The following is an 18,199-nucleotide window of genomic DNA, read 5'->3' as shown; positions in this document are numbered from 1 at the left end:
AAGGCTCATCCGTTACTCGGCGTGGCCGCGCGACGAAGCCGCGCGAAGAAGTCCGGCGTGGGCTGACCGCGCTGTTCCGGTCGATCACCAACCCCTGCGGCCCCGGCACCCGCTGAGGAGGGTGATCACTCACCGAAGCGAGTAGACAGTGTCTACTGCGCCTGGTGGACGCTGTCCACGACCGATGAGAGCTCCCTCCGGGAACGGTTGATCGATGTCGGGGTCAACCTCGTGCCGACCGAGGGCTCCGCGTCCGTGGGGCTGCGGGAAATCGCCCGTCGAGCGGGGGTGTCGCACGGGGCGCCGCGGCGGTACTTCCCCACGCACCACGCGCTGCTCTCGGCTGTGGCCCATCGCGGCTTCGAGGACCTCGGAACCCGGTCCGAGGCCGCAGCCACCGATACAACCGCACCACGCGACCAGTTGGAGGCCCTTGCGCGGACGTACGTCGGGTACGCACTGGAACGCCGCGGCATGTTCGAGCTGATGTTCCGGCACGACCTGCTCACCTTGCTCGGCGCGGGATTCGCCACCGTGATGGTCACCACCACCGGGACCGTCGTCGGTGACGCGCCTCCCGGATACGCCGGGGTCCTCGGCGGGCTCAAGCAGACCGCCATGAACATCGGGCCGACCCTCGGCATCGCCGTCGCGGTCGGCACGAGCAGGACGCCCGCGCCCGCGTTCGACTCCGCCCTGCTGATCCTGGCCGGAATCGCAGTCCTCGGCCTGCCGTTCGCTTCGCTGCTCCCCTCGGGGCGCCCGACCGACCACGCGGGATGCGACACCGCCGATCACAGCACCTGATGATGCGCAACGCTCTTGGTGGAGTGGTGGAGTGGTGGAGTGGTGGAGTGGCAGATGCCCTGATCGGCTCCCGTCCGACCTGCATGCGGGAGGTGCGTCTCCTGCGCAAAGGGGGCTTTCGGTTGTGCACCGGGCCTCACCCCGCACCGGAAACCAACGGACATCGGTTCCGGCGGACGGCAAAAAGACAAAGGCAGGGAACTCTCCCTGCCTCTCTCAACTTATAGCGCACCGGGTGGCTTGCGGCAAGACCCGGGTGGTGCAGCAGAATCGTCGGCCGAAGCCACAGCCTGCGGAAATGAGAGGCACACCGTGCGTGTGCCGTTGTCGAGGTACGAGGGGCGCGGTGACGTCCGACCAGTGGACGTGCCGGTGGTCCGACCGGCCAGTGCAGTGCGGTGCGGTGGGGTGCAGTGGAGCAGGACTGTCTCGGAGGAGTCGCAGTGATCGAGCAGTACGTATTGGACCTTCAGGAGATCGACGAGTCCCGGGTCGCGGTCGTCGGGGGCAAGGGCGCGCACCTGGGCGCGCTGTCGCGGATCGAGGGCATCGGCGTGCCGGCCGGCTTCTGCGTGACGACGGACGCCTTCCGGCGGATCTTGGCACAAGCGCCGTCGATCGACGACCGGCTCGATCAGCTGTCGCGCCTGGATCCGGACGACCGGGAGACGACCCGCGAGCTCAGTGCGGAGATCCGAAGGACCATCGAGGGAATCACCCTTCCGGACGACCTCGTGTCGGCGATCACCGGCGCGCTCGCCCGGCTCGGCGACCGGGCCGCCTACGCCGTCCGATCCAGCGCCACGGCGGAGGACCTGCCGACGGCCTCCTTCGCCGGCCAGCAGGACACGTACCTGAACATCGTGGGGACGAGGGCGATTCTCCGGCACGTCAGCCGGTGCTGGGCCTCGCTGTTCACCGAGCGGGCCGTGATCTACCGCCGACAGAACGGCATCGACCACCGTACGGTCCACATGGCCGTGGTAGTGCAGCAGATGGTCTTCCCGCATGCGGCCGGCATCCTGTTCACGGCCGACCCCGTCACGGGCAACCGGAAGGTCGCCACCGTGGACGCCGGCTTCGGCCTCGGCGAGGCCCTGGTCTCCGGCCTGGTGAACCCGGACGTCTTCACGGTGCGCGACGGCGAAGTCGTCACCAGGAAGATCGCCGCCAAACAGCGTGCCGTTCACGCCCTGCCGGCCGGCGGTACCCGGGAAGTGGCGATCGACGCGCAGCAGCAGGAGCAACCGGCGCTGACGGATGCGCAGGTCGTGCGGCTCGTGCAGCTCGGACGGCGGATCGAAGCACACTTCGGGCGCCCGCAGGACATCGAGTGGTGCCTGGTCGACGACGGCTTCCGGATCGTTCAGAGCCGGCCGATCACCACACTGTTCCCCGTCCCCGAGAGCGGCGACCAGGAGAATCACGTCTACGTCTCCGTCGGCCACCAGCAGATGATGACCGACCCCATGAAGCCACTGGGGCTCTCCGTGTGGCAGTTGACTGCCATGGTGCCGATGCACGAGGCCGGCGGGAGGCTGTTCGTCGACGTCACCCGGCGCCTGGCCTCGCCCGCGAGCCGCGCCGGGCTCCTGGACCTCGTGGGGAGGGGCGATCCCCTGGTCAGGGACGCGCTGGAGACCGTCCTCGAACACGACGGCTTCGTCCCCCCGCTCCCGGACACGGGCCCCGGCGGGCCGCCGCCGACGGGCGGCGCGCCCTCCCCGGTCGAGACCGATCCGGCCGTCGTCACCGAACTGATCGAGCGCAACCGGGCGTCCGTCGCCGCCTTGGAGCGTGACATCCGTACGAAGACGGGACCGGAGCTGTTCGACTTCCTCCTCGACGCCTTCGAGGAGCACAAGCGGGTGCTCGGCGACCCGTTGAGCATTCAGGTGATCATGGCGGGGATGGAGGCCACCTGGTGGCTCAACGACAAGCTGGGGGAGTGGCTGGGCGAGAAGAACGCGGCCGACACGCTCACGCTGTCCGCCCCCGGCAACATCACGTCGGAGATGGGACTGGCGCTGCTCGACGTCGCGGACGTGATCCGTCCGAAGCCGGAGGTGGTGGCGTTCCTGCAGGGCGTCGAGGACGAGGGCTTCCTGGAGGAACTGGCGAAGCTCCCGGGCGGGACCGAAGCACGCGACGCCGTGGAGAGCTATCTCGACCGGTACGGCATGCGCTGCGTCGGCGAGATCGACATCACGAGGCCGCGTTGGCGCGAGCGGCCCACCACGCTCGTGCCCGTGCTCCTCGACAACGTCAGGAACTTCGAGCCGGGCGCCGCCGAACGGCGCTTCGAAGAAGGCCGGCAGGAGGCGCTGAAGAAGGAACAGGACGTGCTGTCACGCCTGCGAGCCCTGCCCGACGGGGACCGGAAAGCCGACGAGGCCAAGCGGATGATCGACCGGGTCCGAACCTTCATCGGGTACCGGGAGTACCCGAAGTACGGCATCGTCAGCCGCTACTTCGTCTACAAGCAGGCCCTGCTGGCGGAGGCCGAGCGCCTCGTGCGGGCCGACGTGCTTCCCGAGAAGGAGGACGTCTTCTACCTCACGTTCCAGGAGTTCCACGACGTCGTGCGCTCGAACCGGGTGGATGACCGGCTCATCCAGCAGCGCAAGGAGGCGTTCCGGTCGTACCGCGCGCTCACACCGCCCCGGGTGCTCACATCGGACGGTGAGGCCGTCACCGGGGCGTACCGGCGCGACGACGTGCCGGCCGGCGCCCTGGTCGGCCTACCGGTCTCCTCCGGGACCGTCGAGGGAAGGGCCCGCGTCGTCCTCGACCTGGCGGAGGCCGATCTCGAGGCGGGCGACATCCTGGTCACGTCCTACACGGACCCCAGCTGGTCGCCCCTGTTCGTCGGAATCACGGGCCTGGTGACGGAGGTGGGCGGCCTGATGACCCATGGCGCGGTGATCGCCCGGGAGTACGGCCTGCCGGCCGTCGTGGGCGTGGAGCGGGCCACCCGACTGATCCGGGACGGGCAGCGGATCCGCGTGCACGGAACCGACGGGTACGTCGAGATCCTGCCCTGACCGACCCCACACTCCACCGGGACCACGAAGCACGGCTCACCGGCCCGCGCCCCCGCCGACGCCGTGCTTCGTGAGACGCCGTGCTTCGTGACGGCCTTTCCTCCCCCACCGCTCGACCCGATGGAGGGCGTGGACCCCGTGTGGCGCCCGGCTTGTGACGAAGCCCCTGCCACAGGCGGTGAAGCCCTCGGCCACAGGTGGTGAAGCCCCCACCACAGGCGGTGAAGCATCCGGCCGCAGGCGGCGAAGCACCGGCCGCAGGTGGTGAAGTTCCCGACCATGCACGCCCTTTCCTTTGTGTGGCACGCCCACATGCCCCGCCGCCCACCCGCCCGCCTAAGGTGTGCCCACCCGGTGCCGGGACGGCAACGGGCGGACGCGCCATGGGCGCACGAGCGCGGGAGAGGCCGGGACATGGCTGACAGACGGAGTCCGGGACGCCGGTGGCGGCTGCGTGCCGCCCGGGTCATGGCGGTGGCAGGGGTCGTCGCGGCGGCCCTGGTGGCACCGAACGCCACCGCGAGCGGCACGACGACGGCCGCCTCCGCCGCGCCACCCGCCTACCTCACCCTTGAGGCGAGCTACGGAGCCGGCACCGTCACCAACGGCTGGGACCACGTCGAGCGTTACCTCGACACGACCAGCGGATTCAGCACCGAGGGCTACCCGGCGGACGGCCGCGGTGATCAGGACGGCAAGCGCGTCACGTACTTCGGCGGCGTGGCCCGGCCCTCCTCGGGCAAGTTCCTGCTCTACTCGGCCCCCGGCTGGAACACCAACAGCCGCACCACACCCGTCCTCCTCGTGCACGGCGCGAACGACACCGCGGACCGTGCCTGGGCCAACCCCGGCGAGTCGGGCGGCTACGGCTGCGGCGCCCTCACCTGCCCGTCCACCGGGCTGATGCAGTACCTCTCCGCACGCGGTCACCGTGTCTTCGCCGTCGGCTTCGCACACAAGCAGGGCGACAACCTCATGCAGGCGCAGATCGTCGGCGACGCGATCGCCGTCATCAAGGCGAAGCTGGGCGTCGACAAGGTGGACCTGGTCGGCTGGAGCAAGGGCGAGATGTCGACCCGCGCATACGTGTCCTCCGTGAAGCCGAGCTGGGGACGGGCCTACGCCGGAGACGTACGCCGACTGATCACCGTCGGCGGCCCGAACGGCGGCTACGACTACCCCTACGCCCACGGCTGGGCCCACGACTTCTCCATCTGGCCGGAGTGCGGAGGCAAGATCAACGCCCCCTCCCCGCACTCCCGCATGACCTGCTACGGGCAGTACACGGCCCACCCGGAATTCTCGATGACACCCTCCGGCGGATACGACAACTACCCCGGCCAGCGCCAGATGCTGGCCCGCTGGGACGGGAAGTACGGAGTCGACGGCGCCGCCCAGGACTGGTACACGACGTACTACGGCGGCCAGGGCTTCTACACCGCCGGCAGCGGCATCCAGGCCGCCATCGACGCCGGTTCACTGATCAAGCCGCTGCACAACGCCGGGGTGCCCGCCTCGGTCACGACGTACCTGCTGGCCGGCGGATCCCCGGACGTGATCGGCATCTTCAACGAGAACCGCGGACCCAGCGACGGTGTCGTCTTCATCGACAGCGCGCTCGACACCACGGGCATCCCCACAGTCGGCGGCAAGGAGACCATCCTCGGCGCCAACCACCTCGAACTGGGGTGGAACTCATCGGCCGCCGCCCAGATCGCCACCTGGCTGTCCTGAAGGACCCCACATGACCACGCTCCGCACCCGCCGCGTCGCCACCGACCGGCTGACCCAGCAGATCACCGAAGCGAGGGACGAGGGCGAAGCCGTCGTCTTCGTCCACGGCAACGTCTCCTCCTCCGCGTTCTGGCACACCGCCCTGGGCGGACTGCCGGACCGCTACCGCCCCATCGCCGTCGACCTGCGCGGCTTCGGCGGCACCGACCCGCTGCCCGTCGACGCCACCCGGGGCCTGCGGGACTACGCCGACGACCTCGACGCGCTGCTCACAGCACTCCGGGTGGACCGGGTCCATCTGGTCGGCTGGTCCATGGGCGGCGGCGTGGTCATGCAGTATCTGCGCGACCGCCCGGACCGGGTGCGTTCCCTGACCCTGGTCAACCCCGTCTCCCCCTACGGCTTCGGCGGTACCAGCGGAGTGGACGGAACCCTCAACTCCGAGGACGGGGCCGGATCGGGCGGCGGCACGGCCAACCCCGAGTTCGTGCGGCTGCTCGCCCAGGGCGACCGGAGCGAGGATTCCACGTTCTCGCCGCGCTCCGTCCTGGCCGCCTGCTACGTCAAACCCCCGCTGCGCCCCGAACACGAGGACGAGTACGTCGAGTCCATGCTCACCACGCGCACCGGCGACGACCACTACCCGGGCGACAGCGGGACATCCGCCCACTGGCCCGGAATCGCACCCGGCACGCGCGGCGTGCTCAACTGCCTCGCCCCCACCCACTTCCGCATCGACGACCTGCACCTGATCGGCCACAAGCCGCCGGTGCTGTGGATACGGGGCGAGGACGACGTCATCGTCTCGGACACCTCGATGTTCGACCTGGCCCACCTGGGCGCGGTCGGTGCGGTGCCGGGATGGGACGGCACACCGGCGCAGCCGATGGTGGCGCAGACGCGTCACGTCCTGGACCGTTACGCGGCGGCGGGCGGCACGGTGCGGGAGGTCGCGGTGGCCGACGCCGGGCACGCGGTGCACCTCGAACGCCCCGAAGCATTCCGCGAGGCACTGCTGGAGGTCCTGTCGGCATGACGGTGTGCGGTACCCGGCAGGGGGCGGTCCGCGGCCGCACCTCCTCCGACGGAGTGACGTCCTTCCTCGGCATCCCGTACGCCGCCCCGCCCTTCGGCGCGCGGCGGTTTCGGGAACCCTCCCCGGCCGAGCCCTGGACGGGGGTGCGCGACGCCACGACCCACGGCCCGACACCACCGCACGCTCCCTACGCACCGCCCTTCGACGCCCTCATCCCGGAAACCGTCATCGAGGGGGAGGACTGTCTGAACCTCAACGTCTGGACCCCGGCCCCGGCCCCGGAGCCGGGTGCCGGCCTGCCCGTGATGGTGTGGCTGCACGGAGGGGCGTTCACCAACGGCTCCGGCTCGACGCCCGCGTACGACGGAGGCACCTTCGCCCGCGACGGCGTCGTCTGCGTCACGCTCAACTACCGTCTGGGCGCGGACGGTTTCCTGCGCCTCCCCGGCCGCCCCGACAACCGGGGCCTGCTCGACCAGATCGCCGCCCTCCGGTGGATCCGGGACAACATCGCCTCCTTCGGCGGCGACCCGGACCGGGTGACGGTCTTCGGCGAGTCGGCGGGCGCCATGAGCATCGGCACCCTTCTGAACACCGAAGCGGCCCGGGGCCTGTTCCGGAGGGCGATCCTGCAGAGCGGGGCCTGCCACCACTTCCTGCGCCCGTCGTCGGCCGCGCTGATAGCGGCCCACCTGGCGGAGAAACTGGGCATCGAGCCCACCCCGGAGGCTTTCGCGGCCGTCCCCCTGCCGGAACTCCTCCCGGCCCAGGCGGAACTGCGCGCAGAGGTGAACGCCCGCCCGGACCCGGCCCGTTGGGGCGAGGCAGTACTGAACATCATGCCCTTCGAGCCGGTGCAGCCCGCATTCGTCCTGCCCGGCCCCGACTGCGACGTCGACCTCCTGATCGGCAGCAACACGGAAGAGTACCGCCTCTTCCTGGTCCCGACGGAGCGCCTTCACACCCTGCCCGAATCCGCACTCCGCGCCATGACCGCGGCCTACGGCCTCGATCCGGCCACGGCCCTCCCGGTCTACCGGGCGACCCGCCCCGACACCACGCCGGGCGAACTCCTCGCCGCGGTGGCGACCGACTGGTTCTACCGCATCCCCGCCATCCGCCTCGCCGAATCCGTCCCCGGCTCGTACCTGTACGAATTCGCCTGGCGCTCCCCCCGGTTCGACGGAGCCCTCGGCGCCTGCCACGCCCTGGAACTCCCCTTCGTCTTCGACCGCCTCCACGACCCCTCCTACGCACCGATGCTCGGCGCCCACCCGCCCCAGGCCCTCGCGGACGCCATGCACGGGGCGTGGGTCTCCTTCGCGAAGACGGGGGACCCCGGCTGGGAGGCGTACGACACCACGACCCGCACCACGATGACCTTCGCCACCGCACCCGAGGCCACCCCGGTCACCGACCCGCGCGCGCAGGAACGGCTCCTGTGGGAGGGCGTGCGCTGAGCGCACCCCTTCCGTCCCGCCGTCGCTCCCCACACTCCTTGCATTGTTCAAGCGCCAACTTCGCCGCCGGGGCCCCCGGACGGATGGCTCGGATCCGCACCCGGAGGCCCGGCAGAGCCGCTCACGGGATGGCTTGGCAGCTTCCGGCCACGCCATTTTTTGACTGGACATTGACAACGGTTCGGCCGACTCGCGAGGCTGCGCCCCTGACCGTGTCGTCGTCCGAACAGAGGCTCCCCCCATGACATCGCGTTCATCCCTGTTACTCGCATCCGCCCTGACCGGCGTCAGCCTGCTCTTCGCCGCGCCCGCGTCCGCGTCCGCGAGCCCCGCCCCGTCCCTCGCCCCCGCCTCGGCGTCCGCCGGTGTCACGCCCGCCAGTGCCTGCTACACCTGGAACCGGTCCCTGAGCGAGGGGGCGTCCGGGGAGGACGTACGGCAGCTCCAGATCAGGGTCGCGGGCTACCCCGGGTTCGGCGGCGAACTCGCCATCGACGGAGAGTTCGGCCCGGCCACCAGGGCCGCGGTACAACGCTTCCAGGCGGCGTACGGCCTGGAGGCCGACGGCATCGCGGGCCCTCTCACCTTCGGCAAGATCTACGAACTCCAGAAGGGCGACTGCTCCCCGGCCAACTTCGACTGGTCGGAACTCAACCAGTGCGGCACCGACTGGTCGGGCGGCCAGGTCGACGCCGCCACGGTCCAGGCCAACGTCCTGGTCACCATGTGGAAACTGCAGGCCCTGCGGCACGCGATGGGCGACCGGCCGATCGGCATCAACGACGGCTTCCGCGACCACGCCTGCAACGACGCCGTCGGCGGCGCCTCCGACAGCCTCCACATGTACGGCCTCGCCGCCGACATGAGCGCCGGTTCCCAGGGCTTCTGCGCCCTGGCCTTCGAGGCCCGCGAACACGGCTTCACCCAGATCCTGGGACCGGGCTACCCCGGCCACGACGACCACGTTCACGTCGCGGGCGGCACCGGCCGGTACTGGTCGGCCCCCAGCTGCGGCCTCTGACCCCACCCACCCCGGCTCGACGCAGCCACCGCCCGCATCCGCCACGCCCTCTCCGCCTGTCCGCCAGGCAGGCCCTCTCGCACAGAAGGGATATCTCCCGTGTTTTCCAAACTGCCCGTGAGGACCACCCTCGCCGCCCTCGCCGTCACCGGGCTGCTCGCCGCCGCGCCCTCGGCGACGGCGGTCTCCCAGGAACCGGCCGCGACCCCGGCCGCGACCCCGGTGGTCGCCGCCCAGTCGTCGTCCTCCGGTGTCACCGTGAAGATGCCGGACACGGTCGCCGACCGCCTCGGCACCGGCCGCAAAGCGTTGATAGACGCCGTCTCCACCGACGTCCTCTCCCGGTCCCACGACGCCAAGGGCCTCGCCCCGAAGGCCGCCGTCGGCAAGCTCGCCGCCGAGGGCCGCAAGGTGGTCGTCGACGTCCGCACCGTCTCGCGCGACTGGGCCCGTGGCGTCGCGTACGTCGAGGCGCCGCGCACGCACCACGGCGAGCCGGAGGGCTGGCTCTACATCGCCCACCGCAAGGACGGGCGCTGGGTCTCCGGCCTCGAAGGCGACGACCAATTCGCCGAACACGTGGCGAAGTCCCCGCTGGTCGGCAAGACCGAGCGGCAGACCATGACCGCATACGCCCAGCGCAAGGCGACGGTGCAGAAGCAGACCTCGACGACAGGGACCGTGGGGGCCCTGGCCAACACCAACGGACTGCTGCTGCCCTGGATGCCCGACTACTACATGACCCTCACCGGCGGCGCGCACTCCAGCAGCGGCTCGACCGGCTACTGGAGCAGCCTCGACTTCGCCGGCGGCAACGCCAGCGGCCGGGTCCGCTCCTCCCGCGAAGGCACCGCGACCTCGATGTGCGGCGCCGGCGGCGGCTGGACCCGGGTGATCCACCCGGGCGGCTTCTCGACGGACTACTACCACATGTGGAACACCACCTACTACAACGGGACTTCGATCGCCCGCAGCGCCCTGCTCGGCAACATCGGCACCGACACCTGCGCAGGCGGTTCCGCGACCGGAGCCCACGTGCACTGGAGCCTGCGCACCTACGACGCCAACTACAACGGCCAGTACACCTGGCTGAACGGCCGCACCATCGGCGGCTGGACCTGGTGGAACGGCTCCAGCCAGTACACCGGCTGCGCCACCCGCTCCGGCGTCACCGCCTGCCCCGGCACGGCGATCTACAACCGCACCAGCTGACAAGCGCCGGCTGACAACCGCTCTGCGACTCCGCACCCGGCCCCAATGCCGGGTGCGGAGTCATGTGGTCGAGGCTTCACCGGGTGATCGAGCCGAGGACGGTCGCCGGCCCCGCTTGCGCCGACTCCGCTCGCGCCAACCCCATGGCCAGCGAATTCAGGTGGAACAACGCTCAGTGGTCCAGCGCCGGAAGCCGGTAGCGCGCCAGGTCGACCGGGCCGGGCAGCCCCGTGGCGGGCCGTGCCGCGGCGGTCCGCGCACCCGGCATCTGCCGCTGCGGTGGTGGCGCGGCGACCTTTTTGAACGACACACCGGGCGGGGCCGCCACCGGCGTGGTGGTGCCCGGAGCGGACAGTGGGATGTCACGTCCCGGGCAGGAGGTCACGGCGGACGGCAGCGGCTGCGGGCTGGTGGGGGCGGAGCCGCCGCCGGTGAAGCAGTTGCCCCCGGTGCGGGCGGCGGCGAGGACGAACGCGGTGCCGCCGCCGACGGCGTTGCCCCGGATGCTGTTGCCCCGCACGGGATAGCCCTGGATGTCTCGCAGCACGAACGCGGCCACGCGGTGGTCGTCGATGCGGTTGCGCTCGATGCGGTTACGGGTGCCGCCGCCGATCCCGATGCCGATCCCGAAGCCTCCGTCGGCCTGCTCGGGGCTGCGATCGTCATTGTTGCCGGTGACGGTGTTGCCGATGACCACGGCCTCGTGCTGGGGGCCGAGGGCCTCCAGGTTGTTGGAGTTGAGGGTCAGGCCGACCCGGTTGCGGCGCGCCGTGTTGGCGAGGAAGTACAGGTCGCGCGAGGCGTTGGTGACCTCGATGCCGATGGCGTTGTGTTCCAGCGTGTTGTGCCGCACCACGGTGTCGCACGGGTCGCACTGTCCGACGTAGATCCCCGAGTCGGACTGCCCGGAGGCGTAGGAGTGTTCGATGACGCCACTGCGTGCGTCAAAGGCGTAGATGCCGTACAGGGCGTTGTTGTACGCGGTTACATAGGAGGCCCTGAAGCCTTTCAGCGGCGGGAACTTGACGGTGTCCAGCGGGTCGTAGCCCGCACTGCCGCCCGCACCCGAGCCCTGCAGACGTTCGTCGGTGACGCCGGTGAACAACACGCCGTTCGCCAGGTGGTTGCGGACGGTCAGGTTCTCCACCACCGACTCCGCGCCGGTGACGGTGATTCCGTTGGGGCGCCGGAACTCCCCGTCCACGACGGTCCTGTCGCGGTCGGCGCCGCGCAGCACCACGCGGGGCCGGCGCACGGTCACGCTCTCGTGGTACACGCCTGGTGCGACCAGTACGACGTCCCCCGGGCGGGCGATGTCGACGGCCTGCTGGATGGACGAGTACCGGTCGGGCACCCGCAGTACGGTTGGCGGCCCGGACAGCCCCTGCTTGCTGTCGGTACCGGTGGAACCGCATCCGGACAGTGCCAGGAGCGCCGCCGCGGCCGACGCGGCGATCCGTAAGGTTCGTGAACTCCGGTAGCTTGTGCGGGATTTCATAACAAGGGATCTCATGATGGAAAGGTGTATCATTACGCCTCGCCATCCGGTGGATACTGTGCGCGTTCCGTCCTCACCGCGCCCTGCGTTTCCGCGTCTCTGCCCTGGAGTCCTGGTGACCGCCCTGCCCTCGCCCCGCCGCCGTACGCTGCTGGTCGCCCCGATCGCCGCGGCCACCGCCTGCGGCACCTCCTCCGCCACGGACTCCACCCGCACTGCGAGCCCCGAAGCCTCCACGAACCCCACGGGCCCCGGCGCCTCCGGAAACGGGAGCCGCCCGGTCGTCCGTACCCAGCAGGGCATCGCCACTCCGCAACCCGCCCATGTGCTGCTGCTCGCCTACGACCTGTCGCCCGCCCGGCCGACCGCTGCGGCCGTCCGGGGCGTCCTGTCCGACTGGTGGGCCCGTCCTGCCCCGGACGTGACACCGACCGTGGCCACCGGCCCCGCCCTCCACCGCAAGCTGGGCCTGACCGCTCCGCCCCGGCTCAAGGACCTGCCGCCCTTCCCGCGCGACCGCCTCGAGGCCCGCCTCGGCGGCGGCGACATCCTGGTCCAGCTCTGCGGCCGGAGCGCGTCGGCCTGCGACCGTGCCGCCGCCCGACTCACCGCACGTGCCACCGGTGTCCTGGCCACGCGCTGGCGGCAGTCCGGGTTCCTGCCGCCCCACGCCGCGAGGGAGACCCCGCGCAACCTCTTCGGCTTCAAGGACGGCACGGAGAACCCCCGGACGGACGAACTCGCCCGTTGGGTGTGGCACGGCGATGGCAGCACCTATCTCGTCTACCGGCGCATCCACATGGCCGTCGACGCGTTCGACGCCCTGCCCGTGACCCGGCAGGAGCAGATCGTCGGACGCCACCGCGCCGGCGGAGCGCCCCTGGGCGGTCGGCACGAGCACGACCCGGTGGACCTGTACGCCAAGTCCCCGCAGGGCCGTTACGACATCCCGGCCGATGCCCACGTCCGCCTGGCCCACTCGCGCCTCGACGGCGGCGCCCGGATGCTGCGCCGGGGCTACTCCTACGACGACGGCGCCGGTGACCAGGGCCTGCTCTTCCTCGCCTACATGCGCGACCCGGCCCTGTTCGTACGGGTTCAGGAGCGGCTGGACGCCGCTGACGCGATGAACGCCTTCATCGAGCACCGGGCCTCCTTCGTGGGTCACGTACTCCCCGCCCCGGCCCCCGGTGGCTCCCTGGGTGACCAACTGCGCTGACCGGCAACGGAGTTCGCCCCCTCGGCCGCGGTGCCCGCTCTCGACGGACGCGGACTCCGTGCCGCACCCGCACGAACACGATGCTCCGGTGGGCTCGGCCCGTGCACCGCGCCGCCCCGAGGAGCGGGTCGAAGACGGTCGTCGGCAACCGCGGAAGCCGGGGGCACGGGAACGGCGGCGTCAGCCGGTGCCCCACGGCGTCTCGGGGAGCTTCGCGCTGCTTTCGCGCCCGGAGAACTCCACAGTGGTCGGGGTCCCCAGGCCCGGCATCCGCATCGTCACCCGCCGCAGGCCGCCGTCACCGTCGACCCAGTACGTCAGCGGCGACCGTCCGCCCTCGGGCCCCGCCCCGGGCGTGGCGTCCTGGGCACGCGGCCCGGCGAACCGGTCGTAGCTGCGGCCGTCGATGCGAACACGTTCCAGCCAGCGAGCCCCGGACTGTGCGAGCAACAGCGGGTTGTCGGGGCGGTCCGCGCCGAGCCCGATCAGCAACCGGAGCCCGGCGTCCAGGGGATCGGCCGTGTAGGAGCGCGCGGACCAGCCCGAGCGCGGGATGTGCTCTGCCTGCTGCCAGGGCGGACTGCTGTTGCCCTTCGGCGCGGGTGCCAGGCCGAGGCCGCCGGCGTCCCAGACGATCAGGCCGTGGTCGAGCCGCCCGGCGGCGGGCCCGGAAGTTCCGGAGGACCCGGTGGACCCGGTGACCCGGTAAGTTCCCACAGCCCGGTGGGTTCGGTAGTCCACCACGCCCTCGACCCGCACCACCACTCCGCCGCCCTCGGTGGCGGTGAGGGTGACCGCCACCGGACTGGCCTGGTACAGGTTCAGCCGCGACAGACCCAGCCTGGATGCCTCATCCATCGTCACCGGCCGCTCGGCGGGATCCTCGGAGAGGGTCCGGTAGGCGGCCAGGCCGCCCGCTGCGGCGCCACACGCCGCGATCGCGATCAGGGTTCTGAACCAGAGGGTCCGATGCGGCGTACGGCCGCCGGTCTTTCTCTTCCGCGCCATGCAGTCGCCTTCTCTCATCGGTCGGTCACACAGGAGGGCGGGTCCGCGAACCGCTGGTCCGCGAACCCGCCCGAGCCGGCCCGGACGGTCACCGGTGCCGGTCGCCCCGCTCTAGCGGTGCTGTGCCCTTCGCCTGCGCATCAGTACGACCAGGGCCGCACCGAGGACCGTGAGCGCGGCGCAGCCGGCCAGGGCCAGCGGAACCATCTGGCTCGTGCCGGTGGACGCCAGGCCCGAGTTGGATGCGTGGCCCGGAGCGCCCGGAGCGCCCGGAGCCCCCGGCGAACCCGGTTTACCCGGTGTGCCCGGTACCGGCGTCGTCGGTTTCGGCGTCGGCTCGGTGGCGGGAAGCCGTCGGTTGACCGCTGTCACCGAGACCCCGTCGTCGAGATTGTCGGAGGTCAGCACCAGCGGCCCGAATACCGGCTCGTCGGGGACGGCGTACCCTTCGGGCGGGCTGACCTCCTGCCAGTAGTAGGTCCCCGCTTCGCCGGCGCCCTTGCAGATGCCGTCGGTCGCGGTCGTGCAGGGCTTGCCGACTCGTGTGTCCGGCTCCGCCCCGGTGGTCTGCAGGCCGTCGGAGCCGTTCGTCTCCTTCCACAGCTGGAACTTCGCCCGAGCCAGCGGTTTGCCGTCCTGGTCGTGCTTGACCAGGCGCAGCACCCCCTCCTGTTGCCGGAAGCCGAAGTCGTAGGTGTGGTCGTTCTCTCCCGGCCCGCCGGTGGTCAGCGCCCGCTCCGGGAACTTCGCGTCGCGTGGGACGATGCCCTTGGAGTCGATGAAGTGGTTGTCGCCGACATCCGCGTCCGTGGGCACCCACTGGTGGAGCGGACCGCCCTTGGCATAGTCGGCCGGTTTGTCGAGGCGGATGGTGTACTTGGTCCTCGGCTGGAGGCCACCGGTGACATTGGAGTCGTCGAAGTAGTACTCGCCACGCGCCGTCGTCTCGGTCGTCCCCACGAGCTTGCCCGACTCGTCGTACAGGTTGACGGTCGCGCCCACGACCGGGCGTTGGCCCGGCCTCTGGATGCCCTTGCGCTCGGGGTCGTACCAGACCCGGTTGCCGATCTGGAGCGGGGCCTGGTCGCAGAGCACCTCCAGGTCGCCCATCGAGGCCCCCTTGCCGAACGGGGCTACGGCGCCCGGCGGGTTGAGGCGCAGGCCGAACTTCGGATCCTGCGTGCCGTCGCGCTGGAGGAACGACGTGCCGTACCCGAGGGCGGTGTGGTTGGGGTCGAAAGCGGAGGTCGCGATGGTGTTCTCGACCTTGGAGAGCGCCATGCCGGCGAACGCCGTGTTGCGGTGACCACCCCAGCTGGTGTCGAAGAAACGGGTGCCCCGGGGGGAGAGCCCGCAGCCGTTGTTGGTGTCCATCACATACATGCCGTCCGCCGGGCATGCCTTGTTCAGGTCACCGCCCGACATGACGATGGCGGCGGAGTTCGGCGTGGGACCGGCTGGCGCGCGGTCGCCGAAGCGGTCGCGGAAGGCCAGCAGCATCGAGCCGTCGGACTCGAAGCCGATCTCGCCCAACTGCGGTTCGGGGTTGGCGATGGTGGAGTTACCACACGGACGGCCGTTCTGCGAGACCGGGTAGGTGCTCGTCCACGGGAACCACCCCGCGCCGTCGCACGGGCCACCGCCGACCGTGGACTGGCGCGGATAGTCCAGCGGCTGGTCCAGCACCGGCTTCTGGAACGCTCCGGTGGCGAGGTCGAAGGGCATGACCACCGCGCGCAGGTCCGAGAGCTTCCCGGTGGACTCGCCGGAGCACACCCCGCCCACGTAACCGACGCCGTCATGCAGGCCGAGGCCGAACGGGCGCCAGTCCACCGCCGCCGGACAGCCCGGGTCCGGGATGTCGGAGACGGTCTTCGGTGCCGCTGCGGTCGTCACCGTGGCGTCATAGCGGTAGAGCTTGCGGTTGTTGAGGTTGACGACGAACAGGTCCTTGCCGTCATCGGTGATCTTGATGCCGCCCAGACTCTCCTTGCCGGGCACGGCGAGGAAGGCGTCGTCGGTGCCCGAGCCGTGCGCCGTTGTCCCCGCGCCCGGGACGACGGTGAACAGGGTGGTCTTCTTCTGCGCGGGGTCGGTCACGTAGATCCCCCCGGCGCCACCCGGACCGTAGTCCGTGGTGCGCTTGGCCAGCGCCGAGGAGAACACCCGCTTGTCGGCCTTGTTCCACGCGATGCCGAAGAGCGTGCCGGTCTCGGCGTTGGTGGCGATGTTCGTGACGTTGACGTCGACGCCGTCCTGGCCGCGTGCGTCGTACGGGAAGGAGACCAACGTGCGCTGAGTCCCGCCCTCGCGCGTGGCGGGCTGACAGGACGTCATCAGAGGTGCGTTCTTCTGGCAGTAGTCACCCGGACTCCACAGTCCGGTGGTGTACGTCACGCTCTTCCCGTCGGAGAGGTCGACGAACTCCTCGTTGCTGCTCAACTGGTTGGGCGCACCGTCCAGTCCCCGGCGCGAGGCGAAGGCAGGGAACAGCACACCGGGCTTCGGATTCACCACCTGCACCCGGTACTTGCCGCCGGTGGTCCTGCCCGCCGACGGGGTCAGTGTCACGGTGCCGTCGGCTGCCGTGACACCCTCGATGCCCGCCCCGGCGTCGTCGGTGAGGGTCACCCTGATGCCCGCCATGCCCGGTTCCAGCGCGGGCGTCCACACACCGCTGGTGTCCACGGCCCGGATCACCCGGACCGTCACCGATCCGTCCTTCTCCTGCGAGTGCGCCACGGGCGCCCCGGCTAACCAGCCACTACCGATTCCCGAAGCGAGCACGACCAGACAGCCGACGGTGCGACGGCCGAGTAAACCCGGTCGTCGCCGACGCGGCTCGGGCGCGGCTCCCTTCACTTGTTCATGTGTGGATGTCATCCCCTGCTCTCAGCGTTCGGAGGGCCTGCAGCCCTGCTCATGAGGGAGTACATAGAAATACGGAGAACCGCATTGTCGGTGATCCTAGAGGGAAGTTGCGCAAGATCGTGACGAAATGGTGAACTCGCCCTCGTGCGGCACCCTTTCAGGAGAATTCCATGCCGGGTTGTCGATGACCGTGCAGCGCACACGTCACCTGAACTGTCCGGGGAGGACGTGGGCCGCGGTGACCCGGCGTCTCCGACCGGGGGACAATCCGAGGACGGACCCTCTCGGGACGATCGTCCATTGGGTCACCGGCCACCCCGCCACCGAGGAGACCACCCGCCGGCCGGGGCCCGCGGGTCGCGCGGGTTTTCGGGCTGCGTGTGCGCGGCCGGCCGCCGACGAAGGGCGGCGAGCCGGGCGCGAACCCGGGGATCAGCCCGGCGCGGGGACGCCCAGGATGGTGTGCATACCGCGCAACGCCCAGTCCTCCGTCCGGCTGTCGCGGTGAAGGAGCCTGGCCGGGGTGATGCCGGCGGCCAGGGACTCCAGTCCGTAGACGACCTGGGGTGCGTCCGTCCCGGACGGGAGGCCCCCGGCGGCGACGGCGGTGTCGATGTCATGGCGAAGGGTGTCCCGCCAGCGGGCGCGACCCTCGGCGATCCGGTCGTGCACGGCGCCGGTGCGACCGTCGTAGTCGTAGGTGATCTGGGTGAGCAGGCAGCCACCGGAGTAGCCGGGATCGGCGGCGTAGCGCACCCAGGACGCGCAGACGGCCAGCAGCCGCGGCAGCCCCGCATCGAGATGGCGCACCGGTTGCCAGACCCGGGTGCGGACATTCTCCAGGGCCAGGTTCACCGTCTCCAGTTGCAGCTTCTCCTTGCTGCGGAACTGGCCGATCACGCCCGCCTTGCTCATCCCCAGCCGGTCCGCGAGCCGGCCGATGGTGACGCTGTCCAGGCCCTCCACGGAAGCGATTTCGGCGGCGGCGCGCAGTACCGATCGCCGGGTTTCGAGCGCTGCCTGAGCCGATGCACGTCCTGCCATGCCCGAAATTTTAGCAAACGATCGTACGCTATCGGCGTGCGGGCGATCGCATTCCTGAATCCTCGCCATGACGCCTTCCACCGCCACCCGCCCCGGCTTTGCCGCGGTCAACCCGGCCGATCCGCACCTGCTTCTCGGCGAGATCCGGGAGCAACGACTCGACCCCGCCCGGGGGGGGGGGCCGGGGGGGGGGGGCCCCCCCCACTACCAGGGCACCGTGGGGGTGGCCGCACAGCTCCCCTACG

General features: G+C 70.8%; 12 protein-coding genes. 8 read left to right on the top strand and 4 right to left on the bottom strand.

Annotated features, from left to right (window positions below; all coding sequences use genetic code 11):
• The first annotated feature begins 207 nt into the window (after positions 1-207).
• The 7 genes from ACWCXX_RS19840 to ACWCXX_RS19810 all read left to right on the top strand — a co-directional run bounded on the left by ACWCXX_RS19840 (position 208) and on the right by ACWCXX_RS19810 (position 10,314).
• Positions 208-807, top strand: coding sequence for a TetR family transcriptional regulator (locus ACWCXX_RS19840; RefSeq protein WP_451128916.1), 600 nt, complete (start codon positions 208-210; stop codon positions 805-807).
• Between the two features lie 443 nt (positions 808-1,250).
• Positions 1,251-3,851, top strand: a complete 2,601-nt coding sequence (rph, locus tag ACWCXX_RS19835; protein WP_451128914.1) for a rifamycin-inactivating phosphotransferase — start codon at positions 1,251-1,253, stop codon at positions 3,849-3,851.
• 414 nt (positions 3,852-4,265) lie between these two features.
• Positions 4,266-5,585 carry an esterase/lipase family protein gene (locus tag ACWCXX_RS19830; RefSeq protein ID WP_451128912.1) on the top strand — a complete coding sequence of 440 codons (1,320 nt, stop codon included), beginning with the start codon at positions 4,266-4,268 and terminating at the stop codon, positions 5,583-5,585.
• 10 nt (positions 5,586-5,595) lie between these two features.
• Positions 5,596-6,621: an alpha/beta fold hydrolase gene (locus ACWCXX_RS19825; protein WP_451128910.1), complete on the top strand. Its 1,026-nt coding sequence runs from the start codon at positions 5,596-5,598 to the stop codon at positions 6,619-6,621.
• Positions 6,618-8,081 (top strand): carboxylesterase/lipase family protein, encoded by a 1,464-nt coding sequence (locus tag ACWCXX_RS19820; RefSeq protein WP_451128908.1) that lies wholly within the window; start codon positions 6,618-6,620, stop codon positions 8,079-8,081. Before ACWCXX_RS19825 ends, ACWCXX_RS19820 begins: the two co-directional genes overlap by 4 nt.
• Positions 8,082-8,322: 241 nt before the next feature.
• Positions 8,323-9,102 carry a D-Ala-D-Ala carboxypeptidase family metallohydrolase gene (locus ACWCXX_RS19815; protein WP_451128906.1) on the top strand — a complete coding sequence of 260 codons (780 nt, stop codon included), beginning with the start codon at positions 8,323-8,325 and terminating at the stop codon, positions 9,100-9,102.
• A gap of 99 nt (positions 9,103-9,201) precedes the next feature.
• On the top strand, positions 9,202-10,314 hold the full coding sequence (locus ACWCXX_RS19810) for a M23 family peptidase (protein WP_451128904.1): 1,113 nt from the start codon (positions 9,202-9,204) through the stop codon (positions 10,312-10,314).
• Between the two features lie 172 nt (positions 10,315-10,486).
• Here ACWCXX_RS19810 and ACWCXX_RS19805 read toward each other — a convergent pair whose 3' ends face one another.
• The gene (locus ACWCXX_RS19805; RefSeq protein ID WP_451128902.1) at positions 10,487-11,812 is read right to left on the bottom strand and encodes a right-handed parallel beta-helix repeat-containing protein; all 1,326 of its coding nucleotides are present in this window, start codon (positions 11,810-11,812) and stop codon (positions 10,487-10,489) included.
• Between the two features lie 115 nt (positions 11,813-11,927).
• Here ACWCXX_RS19805 and ACWCXX_RS19800 point away from each other — a divergent pair, with 115 nt between their 5' ends.
• Positions 11,928-13,031, top strand: a complete 1,104-nt coding sequence (locus ACWCXX_RS19800; RefSeq protein WP_451128900.1) for a Dyp-type peroxidase — start codon at positions 11,928-11,930, stop codon at positions 13,029-13,031.
• Between the two features lie 180 nt (positions 13,032-13,211).
• On the opposite strand, the gene ACWCXX_RS19795 is transcribed toward ACWCXX_RS19800, so the two are convergent.
• The 3 genes from ACWCXX_RS19795 to ACWCXX_RS19785 all read right to left on the bottom strand — a co-directional run bounded on the left by ACWCXX_RS19795 (position 13,212) and on the right by ACWCXX_RS19785 (position 17,954).
• A complete protein-coding gene (locus ACWCXX_RS19795) occupies positions 13,212-14,039 on the bottom strand; it encodes a hypothetical protein (protein ID WP_451128898.1) in 828 nt (275 codons plus the stop codon).
• A gap of 111 nt (positions 14,040-14,150) precedes the next feature.
• A complete protein-coding gene (locus ACWCXX_RS19790) occupies positions 14,151-16,781 on the bottom strand; it encodes an SdrD B-like domain-containing protein (RefSeq protein WP_451128896.1) in 2,631 nt (876 codons plus the stop codon).
• 561 nt (positions 16,782-17,342) lie between these two features.
• Complete coding sequence (locus ACWCXX_RS19785) at positions 17,343-17,954, bottom strand: TetR/AcrR family transcriptional regulator (RefSeq protein ID WP_451128894.1); 612 nt, start codon at positions 17,952-17,954, stop codon at positions 17,343-17,345.
• Positions 17,955-18,199: the final 245 nt, after the last annotated feature.

The sequence above is a fragment of the Streptomyces sp. NPDC001732 genome, from assembly GCF_053596315.1.
This window is presented reverse-complemented; position numbering and strand designations above follow the sequence as displayed.